The following is a 20,304-nucleotide window of genomic DNA, read 5'->3' on the forward strand; positions in this document are numbered from 1 at the left end:
CTCCCCCATCTCCCCCATCTCCCCCTACCCCTGCCTTGCCAAAGTTACACTTCTTCACATATCTGCGATGCCGGATGAGGTTTTGCCGTAACCTGATTAATGAGAGCAGTTGCAATCATTTAGGCAATTACAAGAACAAGTTGATCAAGGCAGGTTTTGATTCATGGCTTATTCCTGGTTTAAAGCATTTCATATTATTGGCATTGTGGTTTGGTTCGCGGGGTTATTCTACTTGGTACGGTTGTTCATCTATCATGTAGAAGCTAACCAAGAACCAGAACCAGCCCGCACGATACTGAAAAATCAGTATCAAATTATGGAAAAACGTCTCTACAACATCATTACTACGCCAGGAATGTTGGTGACGGTAGCGATGGCAATTGGTTTGTTGAGTACGGAACCGGAAGTTTTAAAACAGGGTTGGTTACACTTTAAGCTGTTATTTGTCGTTCTGTTAGTGGGTTATCATCATTACTGTGGTCGTTTAATGAAGAAGTTAGCCGCAGATGAATGTCGCTGGAGTAGTCAGCAGTTACGTGCTTTAAATGAAGCGCCTACTGTCTTGTTGGTGGTAATCGTGATGCTGGCTGTGTTTAAGAATAATCTGCCAACGGATCTCACTGCTTGGGTGATTTTCGCCATGATTATTTTTATGGCGGTGACTATTCAGCTTTATGCTAGAAAGCGCAGGCTGGATAAGGAAAAACTGACAGCCCAGATAGGACAGATTCCTCAAGAACAAAGTTAGACAAGATTGCCTGAGATACCCTACATTAAGCTATGTTAAAAAATAGCTGTGATATCTCAGGCACAGAAGTATTGAAGCTTTGAAAACAAGACCTTTAATGTTCCAAAAAGAAGGGCTTGAAAGCCGTTTAATGCTGATATTCTCTTAAAGGCGACACCCGGATTTGAACCGGGGGATGGAGGTTTTGCAGACCTCTGCCTTACCGCTTGGCTATGTCGCCCTATCCACAATTATATATAATACCAGATTTTTATCTCAACTAGCATCCCCTGCCTTGGGAAATTTTGCTTTGTGTGTGCAGGTTTAGGAAAGAGATGATGGTAACAACCAGATTTCATGAGTTTACCTAAATAACACTAGCATTTACACCCCTGTAGATGAGTGTCGTAAAATACAAAAAGAACTTAATTTCTATCTTAGGATAGATGAAAAAATAAAATACTAGCCTATTAGATATATTTTACACAGCCAGAACTTTTACATTTGCGTATTATTAAGTAATAATATCAACTGTATTTTAGTTCACAAGTCTAGCAATAAATGGGAAATCATGCTATTGATGCTCTTAATCATGTATTTACTAACAAGCTAATTTTATTACTTTCTTGAAAACTGTTATTTTCTCAAAAGGAGAGTCAGATATTAATACACACAAATCCCTAACCGTAAAAATGAATCAGGCTTCTCCCATATCAATTGCTCAAGTAACAGATATACATCTGTTGGCGGCAGAAAATCATCAACTGCAAGGGATACCTACCACAGAGTCTTTCCAAGCGGTAATAGAACGATTGCAAGCACTCCGAGATGAACTTGATTTACTGCTACTGACGGGAGATTTGTCTGATGATGGTACACCCCAATCCTATGAAAATTTACAATATCAGCTGAATTTACTGAAGATACCAACTTATTGGCTACCAGGAAATCATGACTGTGCGATCGCAATGGATAAGATTCTAAATATAGGGATGCTATCCCGACGCAAGTCTTTTCAACGTGGTAGCTGGAATTTTATCTTGCTGGACTCGTCTGTACCTGATAATTTATATGGTTATCTATCAGCTACAACTTTAGAATGGCTGGATTGTGAGTTACAACTACTAGGCGAAAACCCTACTTTAGTAGCGTTACATCACCCGCCTTTGCCTGTTAATTCTGCATGGTTAGATGCTAGCAGGCTGAAAAATCCTGAAGAGTTGTTTGCTATTCTAGAGCGTTATCCCCAAGTTAAGTTAGTCTTATTTGGTCATATTCACCAGGAATTTCAGCAGCAGCATCATTGTATTGAATACCTGGGTAGTCCTTCTACTTGTTTTCAATTTCATTCCGAAAGTCCAACTTTCGCCATTAACCAAGACTTCCCCGGATTCCGTTTATTGAAACTATACCCTGATGGTAAATGGGAAACTAGGGTTGAACGAGTTCCTTATCCTTATCCATTCAAGTCAGCCGCGATAGTTTGAAACTGGGGAGTGAGGAAGGGAAGATCAGAACTTAAGGATTGATGACTACTTCATCAGCAAAACTTTGCCACCGCACAAAGTAAAATGGCCCTGCGACAGAACCCCAAATATGTTCATCTGTTTCTAAATCGCGTCCTCTGTCGAGGCTGATAAATTTCTCTGGGTTAATCTCAAATTCGCTATCTAAATAGGTTTTTTGTCCTTTACGGAAGACGATACAACCTTTACCTGGTTCGACTTGGCCTTTGAAACTATTACCAGTCCACTCCACAATCATGTTACAGCCTGGTAATTTTTCTAAATGTTCGCTGTTTAAGGTTTTGAGGCGTTGTAAGTTGCGGGATGCACCGTAGAAATTTTCTTCCTGCTTAACAGTATAATTTTCGATGTGGATGCGATCGCCTACGATATCCAACTTTAGCACCCGCAAGCGATAGGGGTCATTTAGCATATAGTCGTAAGCTTGTTCAACAAAAAACCCTACCCCTGACAAGACATCCCAAGGTAAGGGACGCATACATACGCGAATATGAGCATAAAAAGGTGGGTTCTCAAAAGCTTGGGCTTGATTGCTAAAATCAGCAGCCATCCAACGCGCTAAGGTGGCAATATCTGTAGAATGAGTCACGTCGCTTCGCTCCGAATTCAAAATTCAAAATTAACAATCCCCATCAATAAATTGAGGCGCTTAAAAAATAGCTGTAAGTATTGTAAAGGTTATTGGGGACTGGGGATTGGAGATTAGGGACTGGGTAAAAAATTCACCCTTGTCTTCCCTACATCCTTACCGGAGGCGGAGCATCTCCGACTCCGTACCCCTACACCTGTGAAAATTGGGGATAATTATCAATCCTTGATGCGTCAAACTAATTTGCAGTTACAGTTGTTAGGCATAGATGCCTAATTTTTAATTTTCAATGCCCTGATGATTACGAAGTACCTATGCTAAAACCTTTAAGTTTAATGATCACAGCAACTATACTTTGGCAATTTAGCAGTTCTTTGACGCTAGCACAAAGTCAAGATCCTCAACAAGCGGATAAATTTCCGCCGAATCCGTTAGAAATCACTACACCAGATCCACTTTTACCACCGTTACGCGACAAACAACCTTTAAGTCTTCCAGAACAGCAGAAACTTGAGACGGCGCTGGATGAGTTAAATCAAGAGGCGGCGGCAAAACTGCAAACTGGGGATAAGGTAGCAGCTTTTGAGATTTGGAATCGGGAATTACGCTTGCGTCGCTATTTAAGTGCGGTGGCTGAGGTAACAGCATTGTCACGAGTTGGTGAGATTGCTTGGAATCGCAGCGATCGCCAACAACTATACTACATTACACAACGGTTGCAAGCAATTCAAAAGCAAGCACAACCTAAGAAATCAAAAACTCCAAATAGCGTTGATTTAGAGCTATTACAGGCATTAGGTGTAGCTTATCAAAAAGTGCGATCGCCTAAACCTGCCATAGAAGTTTATAACCAAGTTTTGGCGGCTGTACGACAGCAAAAAGATACGTCTAGGGAAATTGATACTCTCAAAACTCTGGCGGAATTACATCTGAGTTGGTTTAATTATGCTCAAGCCGCCGCCACCTATGAGGAATTGTTAAAGTTTGCTACCTCCACGGGTGAACGTCAGGATGAATTAACATATCTGCAACAGTTAGCTTATATCTATCAGCAGGCGAAGCAGCCACAAAAATCTATTGATGTCTTGAGTAAGTTGCAAGAAATTTACTCCCAAAATGATCATCAGACACAATTGCCAACTTTACAACTGGCGATCGCTGCCAATTATGAAATCCTCGCCAAAGACAATGCTGATTTATTGCTAGAAGCTTTTAAACACTACCAAGAAGCTTACACAACAGCTTGGCAATTACAGCAGTATGGGCGTGCGGCTGAAGCTGTACAGAAATTAATTCCCTTGTATCGTTCTCAAGGACAAATTGATGCAGCTTTGCAAACTAGCCAAATTCTCTTAGAAGCAGAAGCCAGAGCCGCTAATTATTATGGAATGATGCAAGCTTATAGCCAAATGGGGCAGTTATATCTAGACAAACAAGATTACCCACCAGCACTAACAGCTTTTAATGACGGATTAGAAATAGCGCGACGACTCAAACATCAGGAAGCATACTTTACTCAGCAGATTGAAAAAGTATCAAAGTTAAAAGGCAATCGGTAATAGGGAATAACCATAAAAATGAAACCACAGATACACACAGATAATTCATCCCTGTTTATTTGTGGTTTCAAATAACAAACCAGGATTTTTATCAAAATTGTAATCATATAAAACATATTTTACTGTGTGCAATGAGACAGTTCTATATAGTAATATTCCATCAAATTAATTCTCAAGGAATCTTGATATATTCATGAATATCAGATACGCCAAAAAAGATATAAAGAAAATGTAAAGATAACTAATAAATCTATTTATTTTTGTTAGATTGAAAATTAATATCTTTGGTCAAGTAGTCAAAGACTGAATAAAAAGCGGTGTGCATCGCTGACAAAATAACATTAGGGAACACCAAAAAATAAATTATTCCAAATAGACTATTAGCTGTATTAGTCTAGTAGGGTGTGTCAGTAAGAATAATTCCTTGGTATGTCGGGGTATATAGCTGTAGCCAATGAGATTATGACATAACTATGGCTTTGGGAGTTGTCTGTTTCATATGGGTTGGGTTGACGTAAAAGCTATGTTATCTTTGCATCATACCCTTTTATAGCCTCTTGTTTTGCCTAAATCCCGCCATAAACTCGCTTTTTTAGTTTATCTCCTCAAATTTAACAAGTAACCCTACTCATCACAGTTGATTATGAAATCAATCGCAGGTAAAACGGTTCTCTTAACAGGAGCAACAGGTGGTATTGGAGTATTTATTGCGCGTGCTTTAGCTAAAGAAAAAGCGACTGTAGTTTTAGTTGCCCGTTCTGAAGAAAAACTTAATCAAATATGTGCTGAAGTAGATGCTTTAGGTGGTAAAGGAATTAGCATTGCCTTTGATATTAGTAACCTGGAAGAATTACCAGATTTAGTTGATAAAATTAATCAATTTGCTGGACAAATAGATATTTTGATTAATAACGCTGCTATTGAGAAATATCGAAATTTTCAAGACTATACCTTAGAAGATATCCAGTCTATTTTGACAACAAACCTGATTTCAGGAATGGAGTTAACCCGCTTGATTATGCCAAGCATGATAGCACGTAATAGTGGGCATATTGTGAATATTGCTTCTGGTTCTGGGAAAAAGGGAGCGCCATATAACAGTATTTATTCTGCTAGCAAAGCTGGATTAATTATGTGGACAGATGCTGTGAGGCAGGAATTAGCTGATACTAAGGTGAATATATCAGTAGTTTGTCCCGGTTACACTGCGGCTGGAATGTTTTTCGCCTTTGGATTACCTGCACCTAAATTAGCAAAAGTTTCTCAGCCTACAGAAGTAGCGATCGCTATTATCAAAGCGATTAAACAAAACCAACCAGAAGTCATGTTAGATGGGGTTTTAACTAGGTTGTTATTCTCTAATATCCAGCTATTTCCAGAATTTGGTGACAAAATATTTAACTGGATTGGTGTTAGGCAATTAAACAAAACCCGTGCTGAAAACTAAATAGGTAAATATTTACAAAATGGTAGGGATGTATTTTTTACATCTCTACAAAACATTAACATATCAATAATTAAACAACCGATAGCAAAATGACTAATAATCACTATGATGTCATCATCATTGGCACAGGTGCTGGTGGTGGTACTTTGGCATATAAATTGGCAGCAAGCGGTAAAAAAATATTAATTTTAGAACGTGGTAACTTTCTTCCCAGAAATAAAAGGAATTGGGACTCTCATGAGGTAATGAGATATCGCAACAGTGAAAATTGGTATGACAAAAACGGTAAATCTATAGAACCCAACACACACTATTATGTTGGTGGTAACACCAAATTTTACGGTGGTGCGCTGTTTAGATTGCGTGAACAAGACTTTGAAAAAGTAATCCATCAGGATGGTATTTCGCCTGAATGGCCATTAAAATATCAAGATTTTGCTCCATATTATGATCAAGCAGAAAAACTCTATGAAGTACATGGTAAACGCGGTTTAGATCCGACTGAACCAGCAACTCATGCAGATTATCCCTTTCCAGCTATCAGCCATGAACCATACATTCAACATATCTGTGATGCTTTAAAAGACAGAGGTTTACATCCTTTTTATCTACCCCTAGCAATTAAACTCAACGAAGTAAATCGTCATTTAAGTGCTTGCATTCGTTGTGATACTTGTGATGGCTTTCCTTGTTTAATGAATGCCAAGGCTGATGCTGATATTAATGGTATACGTCCTGCAATGGCTTATACCAATATCAAATTATTAACAAATGCAAAAGTTGTCCACTTACATACAAGTCCTTCCGGGAGAGAAGTCACAGGAGTAGAAGCAGAAATTGCAGGTACACGGCAAATATTCTCTGGAGATATTGTAATTGTTGCTTGTGGTGCGATTAATTCAGCAGCATTATTACTTAAATCTGCTAATGACAAACATCCTAATGGATTAGCTAATAGTTCTCAACTTGTTGGACGCAATTACATGGCGCATAAATTTGCTGTCATCATGTCATTAAGCACAGAATTAAATCCAACTGTTTTTCCCAAAACATTAGCAGTTACTGATTTTTATTGGGGAGAAGCTGATTTTGCCTATCCCATGGGCAGTGTACAAATGCTAGGTAATATCAACAAAGATAAAATTGCTGCCTACGGGCCGCCATTGATGCCTAATATAGTAGCACAGACAATTGCTAATCATTCTGTAGGTTGGCTATTAATTACTGAAGACTTACCAGATGTAAATAATCGTGTGCGTGTCAATGGTGAGCAACTATTTCTTGAATATACCAATAATAATGAATCCGCATTTAATCGCTTGATTAAACGGTGGACTGAGGTTTTAAAATCCATTGATTCACGTCATCAAAAGTCACAAATTTCCATCCATATTCCCCAAAATATGACTGTCAAAGAAGTTGGACATCAGTGTGGAACCTGTCGTTTTGGTGAAGATGCCCAGACTTCAGTTTTAGATATCAATTGCCGCACCCATGATGTTGATAATCTTTATGTTGTTGATGGTAGCTTTTTCCCATCCAGTACCGCTTTAAATCCAACGTTAACAATTGTTGCTAATGCTTTGCGTGTGGGTGATCATCTGTTAGAAAGAATGGGATAAAAAGTCAAAGCGATAACAATAAATTATTGAGCGATCGCTTCCCATGAAACTGGGTTTATAAGCGGTCGTTCCTGTGGCATAACGTAGGTAATCGCACATCATCTGGCGATTATCTACCGTATTGACTGCTTTGACACTCTCTATACGAATCCGTGATACTGTTGCACGTTAGTATATATCTGACGTGGCTTCTGCTTGTCACATATTCTATATAAATTGTGACTAAAGTCATAGGCCTATTTGTGACTTTTGTAGGAATTTACTGTTTAAAGTTAAGAGTATTAATAAATATAGTAATTTGTTAATTGTAGCGTTATCAAAGTAATGAATTTATTGATTAGTAAATTATTATTTATCAGAGAAAAAACTGATTTTATCCTTGTTGCCTAGTAAAATTTAATGTTTTCTGAGATAAGAGAGAATTGCTCATGAGTTATTACGACTTTAATAATCATTTTTGGTCTGCTGAAACTGTCTGCGCTTGTTCATCTAGACCAAAGCAAAAATCTGACCATAAAAGCAAAATAGGTTGGTCTTTATATATTATATGTATAGCTATATCTATACCTTTGTTGATTGATATCTTAGTTGGTCAAACTAATCAAAATTCCGTGCAGAATGTCAGAAGAAATAATGTCATTGGTAATTGTCTCATGCTTGAAAGTTCTATGAAAGTGCAAATGTATTGTAATTCCAATTAAATTTGCCCCTAAAATTTTATACTTTCACTACTTTTAAAGTGCAGAAATTATGATCCGCACAACCACTAATAAATCCGCCTAGAGTTTGGATTTGTCGTAGATAATCAATTGTAGCGGGCTTAATGACTTCCCCAGGCATTAACACAGGAATCCCTGGGGGGTAGGGACAGACGATTTCTGCACAGATGCGATCGCCAGTCTGTTCTACAGGTAAGATTTCACTAGCAGCAAAAAAAGCCTCACGGGGAGAAATAGCCTGAAAATATCCTAAACTACTATCTATTAACCACTCTCTCCTTGCTTGTAGGGGTGGGGTTATTGTTGCTAAACGCATAAAACCTTGCACCAACTCCTCAATATCATTTGAGGTATTACCCAAGCTAATAATAAAAGTCAGATTTTGCAGCGTCGCCAATTCAGCCGTCACACCCTGTTCATCCAACATTTCCTCAACTGCAAACCCCGTTAAACCCAACCCAGAAACATTAACAGTCAATCGGGTTTTATCCAAATCGACAAACCCAGGTGATACATATTCCTGTAGTGGTGACAACAAAACTGATAATCCCAAAATTTGACTAATTCTGTCTCTAGCCTCATTCGCCAGTTGCAAAGTGCGAGACATTAACTGTTTACCATGTAACGCCATTTGCTGACGCGCCGCATCTAGGGAAGCGAGAAGTACATAACTAGGACTGGTAGACTGTAAAAGTTGCAAAGCCTTACTTACTCGGTCAATATCAATTCTGCTACCTTGGACGTGTAACATTGAAGCTTGCGTCATCGCGCCCAATACCTTGTGAATTGACTGTACCGTTAAATCAGCACCTGCGGCTAAAGCAGAGGTAGGTAATTCTGGATGAAAAGCAAAGTGTGCGCCGTGGGCTTCATCTACCAATAAAGGAATATTGTATTGATGGGTAATGTGAGCGATCGCTTGTAAATCTCCACAAACACCGTAATATGTTGGGTAAACTGTCAACACCGCCTTAGCATCAGGATGCTGTTGTAAGGCAGCTTGAACTTCATCAGGTGTGATACTGTGGGCAATATCGAACACTGGATCATATTCAGGATTAACGAAAATTGGTATTGCACCAGAGAGAATTAAACCTGCGATCGCAGAAGAATGCACATTTCGCGGCAGAATAATCTTATCCCCCACACCACAGGTAGCAAGAATAGCCGCCTCCAGCCCACAGGTAGAACCATTCACCAGAAACCAAGTTTGTACAGCACCAAAGGCTTCAGCCGCTAATTGTTGCGCCTGTTGAATCACACCTTGGGGTGTAGATAAATTATCTAAATCCCCTAACTCTGTTAAATCTGCACTGAATACAGCCTTACCCAGTAAATCAGCCAAAGGTTGACTAATTCCCCGTCCCCGCTTATGTCCAGGGGTATAAAAAGCCACATGAGGACGTGCGGCACATTTTTTTAAAGCTTCTAGTAAAGGTGCTTGGTATTGATTGAGCATTTTTGGAGAATTGAACCGCTTAAAACTTATACCATTTATTGAGATGAGAGTTAGAAATTTTGAATATCTGCTGACTTAACACTCAGTGATAAACTGGTAGGAGCGAACCCAACAATTTACTAATATCAGATAGTAATCAAGATGGAAAAATACAGCTTTCTCTAGTAATATTTTCTACTATTTTGCCAAGTCTATTATAATTAAGTAATAAATAATTTATATCTTCCTAGTCAATACCATGCAAATTAAATCTACGAATGAAGAAGCCGTAACATTCTTTGAAGAGGATGAAGAACAAGAAAATGATTTTGAATATCCCATTAACCAAAAATCAGAATTAGAGGAAATTAAAAAGATTGTTGTAGCTGGAAGCGATTGGACAACAGCTACAATATTTGACCAAATTGTTCGTGAAAATATACAACTTAATCCTAGATTCCAGAGAAGAGATGCCTGGGACATAAGTCGAAAAAGCAGGTTTATCGAATCATTAATTCTTGGCTTTCCCATACCGCAAATAGTATTAGCTGCTCAAAAACAGGGAGGAAAGTTTATAGTGCTTGATGGTAAACAACGGCTACTGACAATCCTACAATTTTATGGCAGAAGTGAAACACCAAATAACGCTTTTGCGTTAAAAAACTTAGAATTTAGAACTGATATGAATGGTAACACCTATGAGAATTTAAGAAATCATCTTTTCTTTCAAAAAGAAGTGAATGATCTTGATAATCAAACTATTCGTACTATAGTATTACGGAATGTTGATAATGAAAATTTTCTCTATAAAATTTTTCTACGCCTTAATGTACAAAGTACACCTTTATCTGCTCAAGAACTAAGACAAGCTTTGCATCCTGGGCCTTTTATTAATTTTTTAGACGATCAATCAATCAAAAGTCAGGCTCTAAGAAAAATCTTCAAATCTCCCAATCCAGATTTTCGGATGCGTGATGTTGAATTACTCCTACGTTATGTAGGATTCCATTATTTTTTATCTGAATATCGTGGCAATCTCAAAGCATTTCTTGATATGACTTGTCAAAAACTGAATCAAGATTGGGAGCAAAAATATTATGATGTTCAAAATGTAGTTAACCAATTTGAAGCAGCAGTGCAAACAACCATTAGTATATTTGGTGAAAGAAATTTTTCTCGGATGTGGTTAAGCAATCAACAAATGTACCGAACACGATTTAATAAAGCTATTTTAGATGTGATGCTGTTTTACTTTTCGGATATAGTTATCAGGGATTCTGCCGCAAAACATCAAGAACAAGTTGTAGATGCTTTTAAAAAATTATGTTCATCAAATAGTAAGTTCAAAGAAGGAGTTGAAGGAACAACAAAAAATATTCGTGAAACTTACAATCGTCTGAGATTATGGGGTGAAACTCTATTAGAAGTCTTAGACGTAGAGTTTAATCTACCTGAACTTGTTGAAAACCGTATTATTTTTAATGGTTTAAGGTAAGTTTTTGTAAAAAGATGCCTAAATCTGTTAGATTTCGTACTTTAACCAAGGAGCTAACTAGGTTAAAAAAGCAATTTCTCCCGAAGATTAATCCTATTGGTTTATATTCTGATAGGCAGTTATCCAGAACTCTGGCATACAGAGTTTTAGCTCATGCTGAATTTGAGTCCTACTTTGAAGATAGAGCGTGGGAAGTTATTCAAGATGCTAAAAGAGTTTGGGATAATACAAGTAATACTCGTCTAACTTTAGTTAGTCTACTTGCTTTCTCAGGTCAAATGATGGAGATACCACCCGCAACACTCACACCTAGTAAAGGAAAAAAAGCTGTTCCAATAGATAAAATTAAAATAAGTAAAAAAATAGATTTAGCTATTAATAGTTTTAAGTGGATTATTGATAATAATCATGGCATTAAAGAAGCTAATATTCTGGCATTGCTTTTACCAATAGGGATAGATAGTGATGATTTAGATCCAGCTTGGCTAGCTACAATGAATACATTCGGGGAAAAAAGAGGTCTTGTAGCGCATACCTCAGCTACATCTTACAGAACTATTCAACCACCAGATCCTGCTAATGAACTCAGCATGGTGAAGCAAATTACTCAGGAACTTTTAAAAGTAGATGAGTTAATCAATAATTTGATGAAATGATGTCCCTGATGTTTGTCTTAGGGACTTCCAGAAAATAAATTATCCAATGTTGATAGCAAAGACGATGAGAAGATTCTTTCTCCCCCTGCTTCCCCTGCTTCCCCTGCTCCCCTCCGTTCGCGTAGCGTCCCGCAGGGAAGTTCCGAGCGGAGGAAGCCTCCGCTCGGACTTCTCTCTGCTCACCAAAGCGATTGGATATTTTTTTAGTTGGAAGTCCCTTAGCATATATAGTTGTAGATTATTAAAGGGCTTGGGTATAGTCATTTAGGGAGATGTCAGTAATTTAGGTTGTCATCTAGTTTGGGAAGGTCGAATAATTTATATAGAATTACCATGATTCATCCCACGGCTATTTCTATCCCCGAACCACAAATCCCCAACCCTGAACCAAACACATTACCAGAACCTGAACCCACACCGGGGCCTACAATTCCCCCTCCTTTTCCGGAGCCTGTACCAGAACCAGTACCTGCTCCCATCCCGCAAACGGTTCCGGGGCCTGTACCAGAACCAGTACCTGCTCCCATTCCCCAGACTATACCAAAGCCTGTTTAGTTTACCTTTGTACATAAACTCAAAAATCTAACATCTAAAATGCTAAGAGCCGGAATTGTCGGACTTCCCAACGTCGGAAAATCTACTTTATTCAATGCTGTAGTTGCTAATGCTAAAGCAGAAGCTGCTAACTTCCCGTTCTGCACGATTGAACCTAATGTCGGCGTTGTTGCAGTACCGGATGAGCGTTTAAACGTGCTTTCTAATATTTCCGGTTCAGCACAAATTATCCCCGCACGGATTGAGTTTGTGGATATCGCCGGCTTGGTGAAAGGTGCTAGCCAAGGTGAAGGACTAGGTAATCAATTTTTGTCTCATATTCGCGAAGTTGATGCGATCGTTCATGTAGTACGCTGTTTTGAGAATGATGATATTATCCATGTTGCTGGTTCTGTTGACCCAGCACGAGATATTGAAATCATTAGTCTAGAATTGGGTTTAGCAGATTTAGCACAGGTTGAACGGCGCATTGAGCGTACCCGCAAACAAGCCCGTACCAGTAAAGAAGCTCAATTTGAAGTGACAGTCCTGGAAAAATTAGCTGCTGCTTTAAACGAAGGTAAATCTGTCCGCCAAGTCAGTTTAAATGAAGAAGAAGCCGCAGTGATTCAAGGATTGGGATTACTCACCAATAAACCAATTATCTATGCTGCCAATGTCTCTGAAGATGACTTAGCCACGGGCAATAAATTTGTCGAACAGGTGCGGCAAATTGCAGCCCAAGAAAACGCCCAAGTTGTGATTGTTTCTGCTCAAGTAGAAGCGGAACTTGTCGAATTACCAGAAGAAGATAAAGCTGACTTTTTAGCATCTTTGGGTGTAGAAGAAGGTGGATTAAAATCTTTAATTCGGGCAACTTATACCCTCTTAGGACTACGAACATATTTCACCAGTGGGCAGAAAGAAACCCGTGCTTGGACAATTCATGCCGGGATGTCAGCACCCCAAGCAGCAGGTGTAATTCACTCGGATTTTGAACGGGGATTTATTCGTGCAGAAACCGTTGCTTACAATGATTTAGTTACATCTGGTTCTCTGAATGCTGCTAAGGAAAAAGGCTTGGTTCGGAGTGAAGGTAAAGAGTATATTGTCCAAGAAGGGGATGTAATGTTATTCCGATTTAATGTGTAGTTAATTGCAGGTGTGGATGAGTCTGCACCTGCATTTTATATGATGAATAAAACACCAAAAATTGATCGCCAACGCGAACATCAAGCCAATGAACGTACTTTTTTAGCTTGGTTGAGAACTTCCATTGCTTTGATAGGATTTGGTTTTGCTATTGCTCGTTTTGGTCTATTTTTACGTCAGCTTAATTTTGCAATTACGCAAACAGAAACATATGTACATCCTATATTTAATTCCGAAAACTTAGGGATGACTTTAGTCATTTTTGGCATTGTCACTATTGCTTTAGCTGCCTGGCGATACAATCAAGTTTTTTGGCAAATTGAACGCAGCGACTATCAACCCAACCGTTGGGCTGTTTGGGTGATGACAGGGGTAGTAATCACTTTAGGCGTTCTGAGTATGCCTTTGCTACTGTTGAGAAATCATCTTGCCCCTCGTCCATCTTCTCCCGTTGAGCCACAGTCTCGTAATTTTGACAGGCGTTGATTTATCTTTCAACGCAGAGGGGCGCAGAGGTTTACGCAAAGTAACGCAGAGATTTTGTTTGCTTGGTATTTTTACGAGTCATGATGCGTTAAGTCTCTACTACTTCTCGCAATAAAGAGGCTAACTTATCAGCACTATCGGGAACTGCGATCGCTTTGGCATTCTCCGCCATTTTGGTTAACTCGTCTGGCGATCGCAATAAATTTAACACTTGTGTTTGTAATAACTCTGCTGTTAAGTCTGATTGTTTAAAGCTTAAGGCTGCATCAGCTTTCGTAAATACTTCGGCATTGTACGATTGATGGTCTTCGGCTGCAAAGGGGTAAGGAATTAAAATTGCTGGCGTACCACATACCGCTAATTCTGTTAAGCTACCTGCACCAGAACGACTGATGGCTAAATTAGCGCGTTGCAGCAGTGCTGCCATATTGTCATAGAAAGGTAATTCTATATACTGGGGATGCTGTAAACTCCCGACATCGGGATCGCTATTTCCTGTTAAATGTACGATATAAGCACCCGCATCAAACCAAGCTGGTGCGGATTGGCGTACTAACTTGTTTACAGCCACTGCGCCTTGACTACCACCAAATACCACGATTAAGGGAACATTTTCGGGAATAGCTAAATCTAGTTCGGCACTACCTGCATCTAGAAATTGGGAACGAACAGGAGTGCCTACGCAAACATTTTTAGCACGGGGTAAATACTTAGTAGCCACATCAAATCCCAAGGCGACTACAGTACACCAAGGGCCAAAAAAGCGCGTTACCTTACCGGGTAAAGCGTTGGATTCGTGGAAAACTACAGGTAACCCCAAAGAACGAGCCGCAATCACTGCTGGCCCCGCAATGTAACCCCCTGTGGTAAACACTCCTTGAAAGTTACCTTGTTTCAGCAGTTGCCGCACCTGGAAAATTGCACTAATGAGTTTACCTAATGTTAGTAAAGAAGCAATACCTAACCCTTGCTGAAACCCTTCAACTGCAATAGTATGCAAAGGATACTGTTGAGGGACAAGCTGAGTTTCTAGCCGATTGGGGACACCTAGCCATTCAATCTCATATTCTGGTAGTTTCTGTGCCAATGCGATCGCCGGAAACAAGTGTCCACCAGTCCCACTGGCAGCTATAAGTAATTTTATGGGTGCGTTTGCCATTCAAACTCTACCGTTTAGCGCCTAGCTTAACTAAGATAAAACAATTTCCTGACCTTCTCTACTCCAATCAGTAAAGTCTTACCCATGATCAAGATTATCTTCTCGTTATTAAAACCCCAAAAACGTTTCTCCGCAAGCATCTGGCTGATTTTAAGTATTTTTTCATTTAGTTTAGTCAATACTGGAAAACCTGCTCAAGCTGTGGAAATCGCTCAAAGCAGTAACGTCCAAAATGCCCCAAGCACCCTGAAAACTCTGTTAACACAAATGGATGCCGCAGCTAGTAAAGGTGATGTCAAAGGCGTGTTGCAATTTTACAGCCCTAATTTCACCCACGGGGATGGACTCACCCGCCAAACAATGGAAAAAGCATTAACAACATTCTGGAAACGCTACCCCCAAGTACGCTACAACACACAGCTACAATCTTGGAAAACAGAAGGTAATGCCATTATCGCTGAGACAGTAACTAACATTACTGGCTTACCCTCGGCAAATACTAATAACATAGCTATAAACTCAACCATTAGATCCCGCCAGCGCATCGTCGGAGGCAAAATCACACGTCAGGATATCCTATCAGAGCGCACCTCAATGACATCTGGTAGCAAGCCACCCCAAATTGATATCAAATTACCGCAACAAGTGAGAGTTGGTCAGCAGTATAATTTTGATGCGATCGTGCAAGAACCCTTGGGTGATGATTTGCTGCTGGGAACTGCAATAGAAGAACCAATTAGAGCCACTAGATATCTCAATCCTGCGTCCATTGATTTAAAACCACTCTCCTCTGGTGGACTTTTCAAAGTGGGACGCGCCCCATCTACCCCTGGTAATCACTGGGTTTCTGCTGTAATTCTCCGGGGTGATGGGATGACTGTTGTAACTCAGCGTCTGCAAGTGGTGAGGAAGTAGAAGGATAAGGGTGGGGGAGATGGGGGAGATGGGGGAGCAGGGGAAGTAAATTCTTCCTTGTCTTTCCCAATCCCCAGTCCCCAGTCCCCAATCCCCAATCCCCAGTCCCTTAGACTATTAACTACCAAAAATGATTTCTCTCAAAAATCAGATTGTTTTAATTACGGGTGCTAGTAGTGGTATCGGTGCTGCTTGCACCAAAATTTTTGCTGATGCGGGTGCAAAACTGATTTTAGCGGCACGGCGATTAGAAAAATTACAGCAGCTTGTAGAAACATTACCTGTAACCTCTGACCAGATTCATTTGGTACAGTTAGATGTGCGCGATCGCCTGGCTGTAGAATCTGCTATATCTAACCTACCTCCACTTTGGTCAAATATAGATATCCTGATTAATAATGCTGGCCTTAGTCGCGGTTTAGATAAGCTGCATGAAGGCGACTTCCAAGACTGGGAAGAAATGATTGATACTAATATCAAGGGTTTGCTTTACCTCACCCGTTATATTGTGCCGGGGATGGTAAATCGTGGTCGTGGTCATGTAGTTAATATCGGGTCAATTGCTGGGCATCAAACTTATCCCGGTGGTAATGTCTACTGTTCTACCAAAGCAGCTGTCAAGGCAATTTCTGAAGGTTTAAAACAAGATTTGTTGGGGACTCCCATTCGTGTCACTTCCGTTGATCCCGGTATGGTAGAAACAGAATTTAGCAATGTGCGTTTTCACGGTGACACGGAACGCGCCAAGAAAGTTTACCAGGGAGTTACGCCTCTAACACCCGATGATGTGGCGGATGTGGTCTTTTTTTGTACCACGCGATCGCCCCATGTCAATATTAATGAAGTCATCCTCATGCCAGTTGATCAAGCTAGCGCCACCCTAGTTCATCGGCAAATATAGAACCATGACAAAGGTAAACTACGCTCTCATGAGTGATCAAGAGCTAAAGCAATATCGGCTCACCCATAAGGATGATCAGGAAGCTTTTTATGCTTACATGGATCGAAGAAAATCTCGTCATCGGGGTGCTGCTATTAAGTTAGATGATCCCGCTTGGGAAGAGAAGATAATAGCTGCAATTCAGCAACAATTAGGCTCTAGTTAATTGTGAATCGAGGAGGACTATATTTTACCAGTCCCCTCGATTAACTACGAACACTGAGTTAACATTAGCCATGCCTTCATATATATCTGAAAACTTCTTAAATAGGCAATTTGCGAACGCGTACAGCATTATCTTCTATCGTAATTGCTGAACCATCAATCAACATCTGCTCTAAATTTGGTAAGACTTCCAGTAATCTACGCGATACAACATCAGGTTGAGCTGAACTTAGTCGTAGCGTAATTAAACTGGGTTGAATATAGCCACCCAAAGCGACTAATGCTGAGAAGTCTAAATCTTGAGTCAGGATAATACGATTATGTATCCTAGCAAAATTGAGAATTTCTGTGTCAGATGCAGTGCGTGGAAGAAATTCAGTTACACGCAAAATATCATAACCCTCTCTTTGCAAAGCCATAACTGTAAGAGGGGAAATGTGAACATCTGCAATGAAACTAAGCACACTCATGCAGAACGAATATCAATTAGTTGATCAGAAACTACCCATGCAGCATAGTTGAGGGCTTGCTGAATATCTTCAGGTTCTAACTCTGGGTATGATGCAACAATTTCTGGAATCGATAAATTACTGGCTAGAAGTTTAAGAACAAAACTCACAGTGATTCGCATCCCTCTAATTGTGGGTTGTCCCAAGCAGATATTTGGATCGATAGTAATACGATCTAACTTTTCCATGAAACCAAAACTCTTAGCTACACACTGTATCGTTGATATTCTACCAATTATAGAACTGCGATCGCTCAAATACTCGTTTTATAGAGAAGTACACAGTTAATTGTGAATCGAGGTGGACTATTTTACCAGTCCCCTCAATTAACTATTTCAATTGTTAATATTTCCTCTCCTGTGGTTCAAACATAGTAATCGCTACTGGTCGATATTGAATATCAATTCCGGCGGGTGAATAGTAAGCCATTGTATGTTTGAGGAAGTTCGGATCATCTCGCTGGGGATAATCTTCTCGGAAATGTGCGCCCCGACTTTCTTGACGATTGAGGGCTGAGGCTAAGATAGTTTGTCCGACTACCATTAAACTTTTGAGTTCTAAAGCTTCAATTAGTTCTGTATTCCAACAACTACCTTTGTCATCCAAATATATTTGCGAATATTGCTGTTGCAATTGTGTGATTTTTTCCCACCCTTGACTCATTAATTCTTCAGTGCGGAAAACACCACAGAACTGAGTCATATTATCTTGAAAATCTTGGCGAATCTGATTAATGCGGTATTTTCCTGGTTGTGCTAACAAAGCTTGGATTTCTTGTTGGGCTTGTTGGATGTAACTTTGCTCATCTATAGAGGGTAACTTACGTTTTTGTACATATTGAGCGATCGCTGCCCCAGTCCGTTTACCATAAACTACGCATTCTAATAGAGAATTACTACCTAAACGGTTCGCCCCGTGAACAGAAACACAAGCCGTCTCACCAGCCGCAAAGAAACCTTCAACTAAACCATCGCCACTACTGCGAACTCTACCATCAATATTCACAGGGATACCACCCATACAATAGTGGATAGTAGGGCGGACTGGCATCGGTTGAGTCACAGCATCAACACCCACTAAGCGGTGGGCTTCTTCCCAACAAAAGGGAACCCGACTCATAATTTTTTCTTTGCCCATGTGGCGTAAATCCAGATAGACAAAGGGGCCGCCTGCACTCCCATCGGGATGAATCCCGCGCCCAGCCCGAATTTCGTAGGCGATCGCCCGTGAGGTAATATCACGGGGGGCTAGTTCCATGCGACTGGGTGCGTAGTTCGCCATAAAGCGATCGCCCTCAGAGTTGATTAAATACGCCCCTTCCCCTCGCACAGCTTCCGAAATCAGCACCCCTACCGGATATAAACCAGTAGGATGGAACTGCACAAACTCCATATCTTCCAGGGGTAAACCTGCCAGTGCAGTCATCGCTAAACCATCACCGGTAGAAGCGTAATCATTGGATGTGGTGTTATAAACGCGACCATATCCCCCAGTGGCAAACATGACTGCCTTAGCCCTTAGCACCTCAATCTGCCCATCAAGCAAGCGGTACATGACCAAACCCTTGGCCTCATTCTCTTCCAAAATCAGGCGCATCACGTACCATTCTTGATATATCTGCACACCATAACGCCGCAAGTTATTTACTAATTCATGCAGAATGGCATGACCTGTTTTATCGGCGGCGTAGCAAGTCCGGTTATGAGAATGTCCACCAAAGGCCCGTTGTGCAATCCGTCCGTCAGGTAAACGGGAAAACAACACGCCCATGTGTTCTAAATCAATCACTACATCCGGTGCTTCTTGGGCTAGAATTGCTACTGCATCTTGGTCTGCTAAATAATCAGATCCCTTAACAGTATCAAAAGCGTGAGCCTCCCAAGTATCAGTAGAATCCACATTTTTTAATGTAGCAGCGATACCACCTTGAGCAGCAACCGAGTGAGAACGAATCGGATGGGTTTTGGCAACTACCGCAACTTTTAAGCTGGGATCGGTGCGGGCAATTTCCACAGCCGCCCGACAACCCGCTAATCCACCCCCAACAATAATTACATCATGTTCCAACATAACTTAGCCCCCGACTGCAAAATACTGCTGTTCTATTGTAGAAAGGTCATTGGTGTGGCAGTTATAGCGTTTTTGACTTTGCTGCCATGCAGACGGCAGCCCACCCTGTTTTGGCTAAAGCTAAAATTCCCCCACCCGCTTGCGGGTAGGGGCTAGGGGTGGACTTTAAAGCCAAGTTGTCATCCCTTAAGCATTAACAATTATTGAAAATTCTCTACTCCCCATTTCCCACTCCCCACTCCCGGCTTTTCAGCTAGTTGCTTGTACAGGTTTTTGTTGGGAAACATTACCAGGTATAGGTTCTGTCTTCGTGCCTGGTTCTACAACAATTAATTCAATATGATTTAACAATGTAGTGACAAATGCAAACAATAAGAAAGGTAGGGATAACAAAACCACAAGACCTACTGTAGTTAAAGCATACACTGGTCGTCTGGCTCCCATCAGTGCTAAAGCTGAGGCCAAACTGACGACAATCGTGATTAACCAAACTATTATTTGACCGTAGATATCACCAAAAGTGAGGGTGCAGACGAACCGATAGTTTTGATTAGTATTTTTATTCATTACCCTTGCCTCAAGTTTATCCTATAGGT

Annotated in this window: 20 protein-coding genes and 1 tRNA gene; 13 read left to right on the forward strand and 8 right to left on the reverse strand. The window is 40.4% G+C overall.

What is annotated here, in order from left to right:
• Positions 1-163 precede the first annotated feature (163 nt).
• Positions 164-748, forward strand: a complete 585-nt coding sequence (gene hemJ / locus NOS7524_RS26815; RefSeq protein ID WP_015141621.1) for a protoporphyrinogen oxidase HemJ — start codon at positions 164-166, stop codon at positions 746-748.
• Positions 749-896: 148 nt separating this feature from the next.
• Here the strand turns inward: hemJ and NOS7524_RS26820 are convergent.
• Positions 897-968: transfer RNA gene (locus NOS7524_RS26820), tRNA-Cys, on the reverse strand.
• 421 nt (positions 969-1,389) lie between these two features.
• Between NOS7524_RS26820 and cpdA the strand changes: the two genes are divergently transcribed.
• Complete coding sequence (gene cpdA / locus NOS7524_RS26825) at positions 1,390-2,214, forward strand: 3',5'-cyclic-AMP phosphodiesterase (RefSeq protein ID WP_268742012.1); 825 nt, start codon at positions 1,390-1,392, stop codon at positions 2,212-2,214.
• A gap of 31 nt (positions 2,215-2,245) precedes the next feature.
• Here the strand turns inward: cpdA and NOS7524_RS26830 are convergent, their stop codons facing one another.
• Positions 2,246-2,842 carry a chromophore lyase CpcT/CpeT gene (locus tag NOS7524_RS26830; protein ID WP_015141623.1) on the reverse strand — a complete coding sequence of 199 codons (597 nt, stop codon included), beginning with the start codon at positions 2,840-2,842 and terminating at the stop codon, positions 2,246-2,248.
• A gap of 314 nt (positions 2,843-3,156) precedes the next feature.
• Between NOS7524_RS26830 and NOS7524_RS26835 the strand changes: the two genes are divergently transcribed.
• The 3 genes from NOS7524_RS26835 (at position 3,157) to NOS7524_RS26845 (ending at position 7,470) form a co-directional block, all read left to right on the forward strand.
• Positions 3,157-4,401 (forward strand): tetratricopeptide repeat protein, encoded by a 1,245-nt coding sequence (locus NOS7524_RS26835; protein WP_015141624.1) that lies wholly within the window; start codon positions 3,157-3,159, stop codon positions 4,399-4,401.
• 643 nt (positions 4,402-5,044) lie between these two features.
• The gene (locus NOS7524_RS26840) at positions 5,045-5,848 is read left to right on the forward strand and encodes an SDR family NAD(P)-dependent oxidoreductase (protein WP_015141625.1); all 804 of its coding nucleotides are present in this window, start codon (positions 5,045-5,047) and stop codon (positions 5,846-5,848) included.
• 89 nt (positions 5,849-5,937) lie between these two features.
• Entirely contained in the window at positions 5,938-7,470 is a 1,533-nt protein-coding gene (locus NOS7524_RS26845; RefSeq protein WP_015141626.1) for a GMC oxidoreductase, read from the forward strand.
• A 717-nt stretch (positions 7,471-8,187) separates the two neighbouring features.
• On the opposite strand, the gene NOS7524_RS26850 is transcribed toward NOS7524_RS26845, so the two are convergent.
• On the reverse strand, positions 8,188-9,648 hold the full coding sequence (locus NOS7524_RS26850; RefSeq protein WP_015141628.1) for an aminotransferase class I/II-fold pyridoxal phosphate-dependent enzyme: 1,461 nt from the start codon (positions 9,646-9,648) through the stop codon (positions 8,188-8,190).
• A gap of 238 nt (positions 9,649-9,886) precedes the next feature.
• On the opposite strand from NOS7524_RS26850, the gene NOS7524_RS26855 reads away from it, so the two are divergent.
• The 5 genes from NOS7524_RS26855 (at position 9,887) to NOS7524_RS26875 (ending at position 13,950) form a co-directional block, all read left to right on the forward strand.
• Positions 9,887-11,122, forward strand: a complete 1,236-nt coding sequence (locus tag NOS7524_RS26855) for a DUF262 domain-containing protein (protein WP_015141629.1) — start codon at positions 9,887-9,889, stop codon at positions 11,120-11,122.
• A gap of 14 nt (positions 11,123-11,136) precedes the next feature.
• Positions 11,137-11,778, forward strand: a complete 642-nt coding sequence (locus NOS7524_RS26860) for a HEPN domain-containing protein (RefSeq protein WP_015141630.1) — start codon at positions 11,137-11,139, stop codon at positions 11,776-11,778.
• A 333-nt stretch (positions 11,779-12,111) separates the two neighbouring features.
• On the forward strand, positions 12,112-12,333 hold the full coding sequence (locus tag NOS7524_RS30860) for a hypothetical protein (protein WP_041555466.1): 222 nt from the start codon (positions 12,112-12,114) through the stop codon (positions 12,331-12,333).
• 39 nt (positions 12,334-12,372) lie between these two features.
• Complete coding sequence (gene ychF, locus NOS7524_RS26870) at positions 12,373-13,464, forward strand: redox-regulated ATPase YchF (RefSeq protein ID WP_015141631.1); 1,092 nt, start codon at positions 12,373-12,375, stop codon at positions 13,462-13,464.
• A 42-nt stretch (positions 13,465-13,506) separates the two neighbouring features.
• A complete protein-coding gene (locus tag NOS7524_RS26875; RefSeq protein ID WP_041555467.1) occupies positions 13,507-13,950 on the forward strand; it encodes a YidH family protein in 444 nt (147 codons plus the stop codon).
• An 88-nt stretch (positions 13,951-14,038) separates the two neighbouring features.
• Here the strand turns inward: NOS7524_RS26875 and murG are convergent, their stop codons facing one another.
• Positions 14,039-15,109, reverse strand: coding sequence for an undecaprenyldiphospho-muramoylpentapeptide beta-N-acetylglucosaminyltransferase (murG, locus tag NOS7524_RS26880; RefSeq protein ID WP_015141633.1), 1,071 nt, complete (start codon positions 15,107-15,109; stop codon positions 14,039-14,041).
• Positions 15,110-15,193: 84 nt separating this feature from the next.
• On the opposite strand from murG, the gene NOS7524_RS26885 reads away from it, so the two are divergent.
• From NOS7524_RS26885 to NOS7524_RS26895, 3 genes are all read left to right on the forward strand, one after another.
• Entirely contained in the window at positions 15,194-16,024 is an 831-nt protein-coding gene (locus NOS7524_RS26885) for a hypothetical protein (RefSeq protein ID WP_015141634.1), read from the forward strand.
• A 130-nt stretch (positions 16,025-16,154) separates the two neighbouring features.
• Complete coding sequence (locus NOS7524_RS26890) at positions 16,155-16,925, forward strand: SDR family oxidoreductase (RefSeq protein WP_015141635.1); 771 nt, start codon at positions 16,155-16,157, stop codon at positions 16,923-16,925.
• Between the two features lie 4 nt (positions 16,926-16,929).
• A complete protein-coding gene (locus NOS7524_RS26895) occupies positions 16,930-17,130 on the forward strand; it encodes a DUF6887 family protein (protein ID WP_015141636.1) in 201 nt (66 codons plus the stop codon).
• A 97-nt stretch (positions 17,131-17,227) separates the two neighbouring features.
• Here NOS7524_RS26895 and NOS7524_RS26900 read toward each other — a convergent pair whose 3' ends face one another.
• The 4 genes from NOS7524_RS26900 to NOS7524_RS26915 form a co-directional block, all read right to left on the reverse strand.
• Positions 17,228-17,599 (reverse strand): DUF5615 family PIN-like protein, encoded by a 372-nt coding sequence (locus tag NOS7524_RS26900; RefSeq protein WP_015141637.1) that lies wholly within the window; start codon positions 17,597-17,599, stop codon positions 17,228-17,230.
• On the reverse strand, positions 17,596-17,826 hold the full coding sequence (locus NOS7524_RS26905; RefSeq protein WP_015141638.1) for a DUF433 domain-containing protein: 231 nt from the start codon (positions 17,824-17,826) through the stop codon (positions 17,596-17,598). Before NOS7524_RS26905 ends, NOS7524_RS26900 begins: the two co-directional genes overlap by 4 nt.
• A 154-nt stretch (positions 17,827-17,980) precedes the next feature.
• On the reverse strand, positions 17,981-19,708 hold the full coding sequence (locus tag NOS7524_RS26910; protein ID WP_015141639.1) for a succinate dehydrogenase/fumarate reductase flavoprotein subunit: 1,728 nt from the start codon (positions 19,706-19,708) through the stop codon (positions 17,981-17,983).
• Positions 19,709-19,957: 249 nt separating this feature from the next.
• The gene (locus NOS7524_RS26915) at positions 19,958-20,275 is read right to left on the reverse strand and encodes a hypothetical protein (RefSeq protein WP_015141640.1); all 318 of its coding nucleotides are present in this window, start codon (positions 20,273-20,275) and stop codon (positions 19,958-19,960) included.
• Between the last annotated feature and the right edge of the window lie 29 nt (positions 20,276-20,304).

This window comes from Nostoc sp. PCC 7524, from assembly GCF_000316645.1.
Lineage (GTDB): Bacteria > Cyanobacteriota > Cyanobacteriia > Cyanobacteriales > Nostocaceae > Trichormus.

What these genes read in the sequence shown, in the direction of transcription:
- hemJ (WP_015141621.1), top strand. Translation starts at nt 164, where the DNA reads ATGGCTTATTCCTGGTTTAAAGCATTTCATATTATTGGCATTGTGGTT.
- NOS7524_RS26835 (WP_015141624.1), top strand. Translation starts at nt 3,157, where the DNA reads ATGCTAAAACCTTTAAGTTTAATGATCACAGCAACTATACTTTGGCAA.
- NOS7524_RS26840 (WP_015141625.1), top strand. Translation starts at nt 5,045, where the DNA reads ATGAAATCAATCGCAGGTAAAACGGTTCTCTTAACAGGAGCAACAGGT.
- NOS7524_RS26845 (WP_015141626.1), top strand. Translation starts at nt 5,938, where the DNA reads ATGACTAATAATCACTATGATGTCATCATCATTGGCACAGGTGCTGGT.
- NOS7524_RS26850 (WP_015141628.1), bottom strand. Translation starts at nt 9,648, where the DNA reads ATGCTCAATCAATACCAAGCACCTTTACTAGAAGCTTTAAAAAAATGT.
- NOS7524_RS26855 (WP_015141629.1), top strand. Translation starts at nt 9,887, where the DNA reads ATGCAAATTAAATCTACGAATGAAGAAGCCGTAACATTCTTTGAAGAG.
- NOS7524_RS26860 (WP_015141630.1), top strand. Translation starts at nt 11,137, where the DNA reads ATGCCTAAATCTGTTAGATTTCGTACTTTAACCAAGGAGCTAACTAGG.
- NOS7524_RS30860 (WP_041555466.1), top strand. Translation starts at nt 12,112, where the DNA reads ATGATTCATCCCACGGCTATTTCTATCCCCGAACCACAAATCCCCAAC.
- ychF (WP_015141631.1), top strand. Translation starts at nt 12,373, where the DNA reads ATGCTAAGAGCCGGAATTGTCGGACTTCCCAACGTCGGAAAATCTACT.
- NOS7524_RS26875 (WP_041555467.1), top strand. Translation starts at nt 13,507, where the DNA reads ATGAATAAAACACCAAAAATTGATCGCCAACGCGAACATCAAGCCAAT.
- murG (WP_015141633.1), bottom strand. Translation starts at nt 15,109, where the DNA reads ATGGCAAACGCACCCATAAAATTACTTATAGCTGCCAGTGGGACTGGT.
- NOS7524_RS26885 (WP_015141634.1), top strand. Translation starts at nt 15,194, where the DNA reads ATGATCAAGATTATCTTCTCGTTATTAAAACCCCAAAAACGTTTCTCC.
- NOS7524_RS26890 (WP_015141635.1), top strand. Translation starts at nt 16,155, where the DNA reads ATGATTTCTCTCAAAAATCAGATTGTTTTAATTACGGGTGCTAGTAGT.
- NOS7524_RS26895 (WP_015141636.1), top strand. Translation starts at nt 16,930, where the DNA reads ATGACAAAGGTAAACTACGCTCTCATGAGTGATCAAGAGCTAAAGCAA.
- NOS7524_RS26900 (WP_015141637.1), bottom strand. Translation starts at nt 17,599, where the DNA reads ATGAGTGTGCTTAGTTTCATTGCAGATGTTCACATTTCCCCTCTTACA.
- NOS7524_RS26905 (WP_015141638.1), bottom strand. Translation starts at nt 17,826, where the DNA reads ATGGAAAAGTTAGATCGTATTACTATCGATCCAAATATCTGCTTGGGA.
- NOS7524_RS26910 (WP_015141639.1), bottom strand. Translation starts at nt 19,708, where the DNA reads ATGTTGGAACATGATGTAATTATTGTTGGGGGTGGATTAGCGGGTTGT.
- NOS7524_RS26915 (WP_015141640.1), bottom strand. Translation starts at nt 20,275, where the DNA reads ATGAATAAAAATACTAATCAAAACTATCGGTTCGTCTGCACCCTCACT.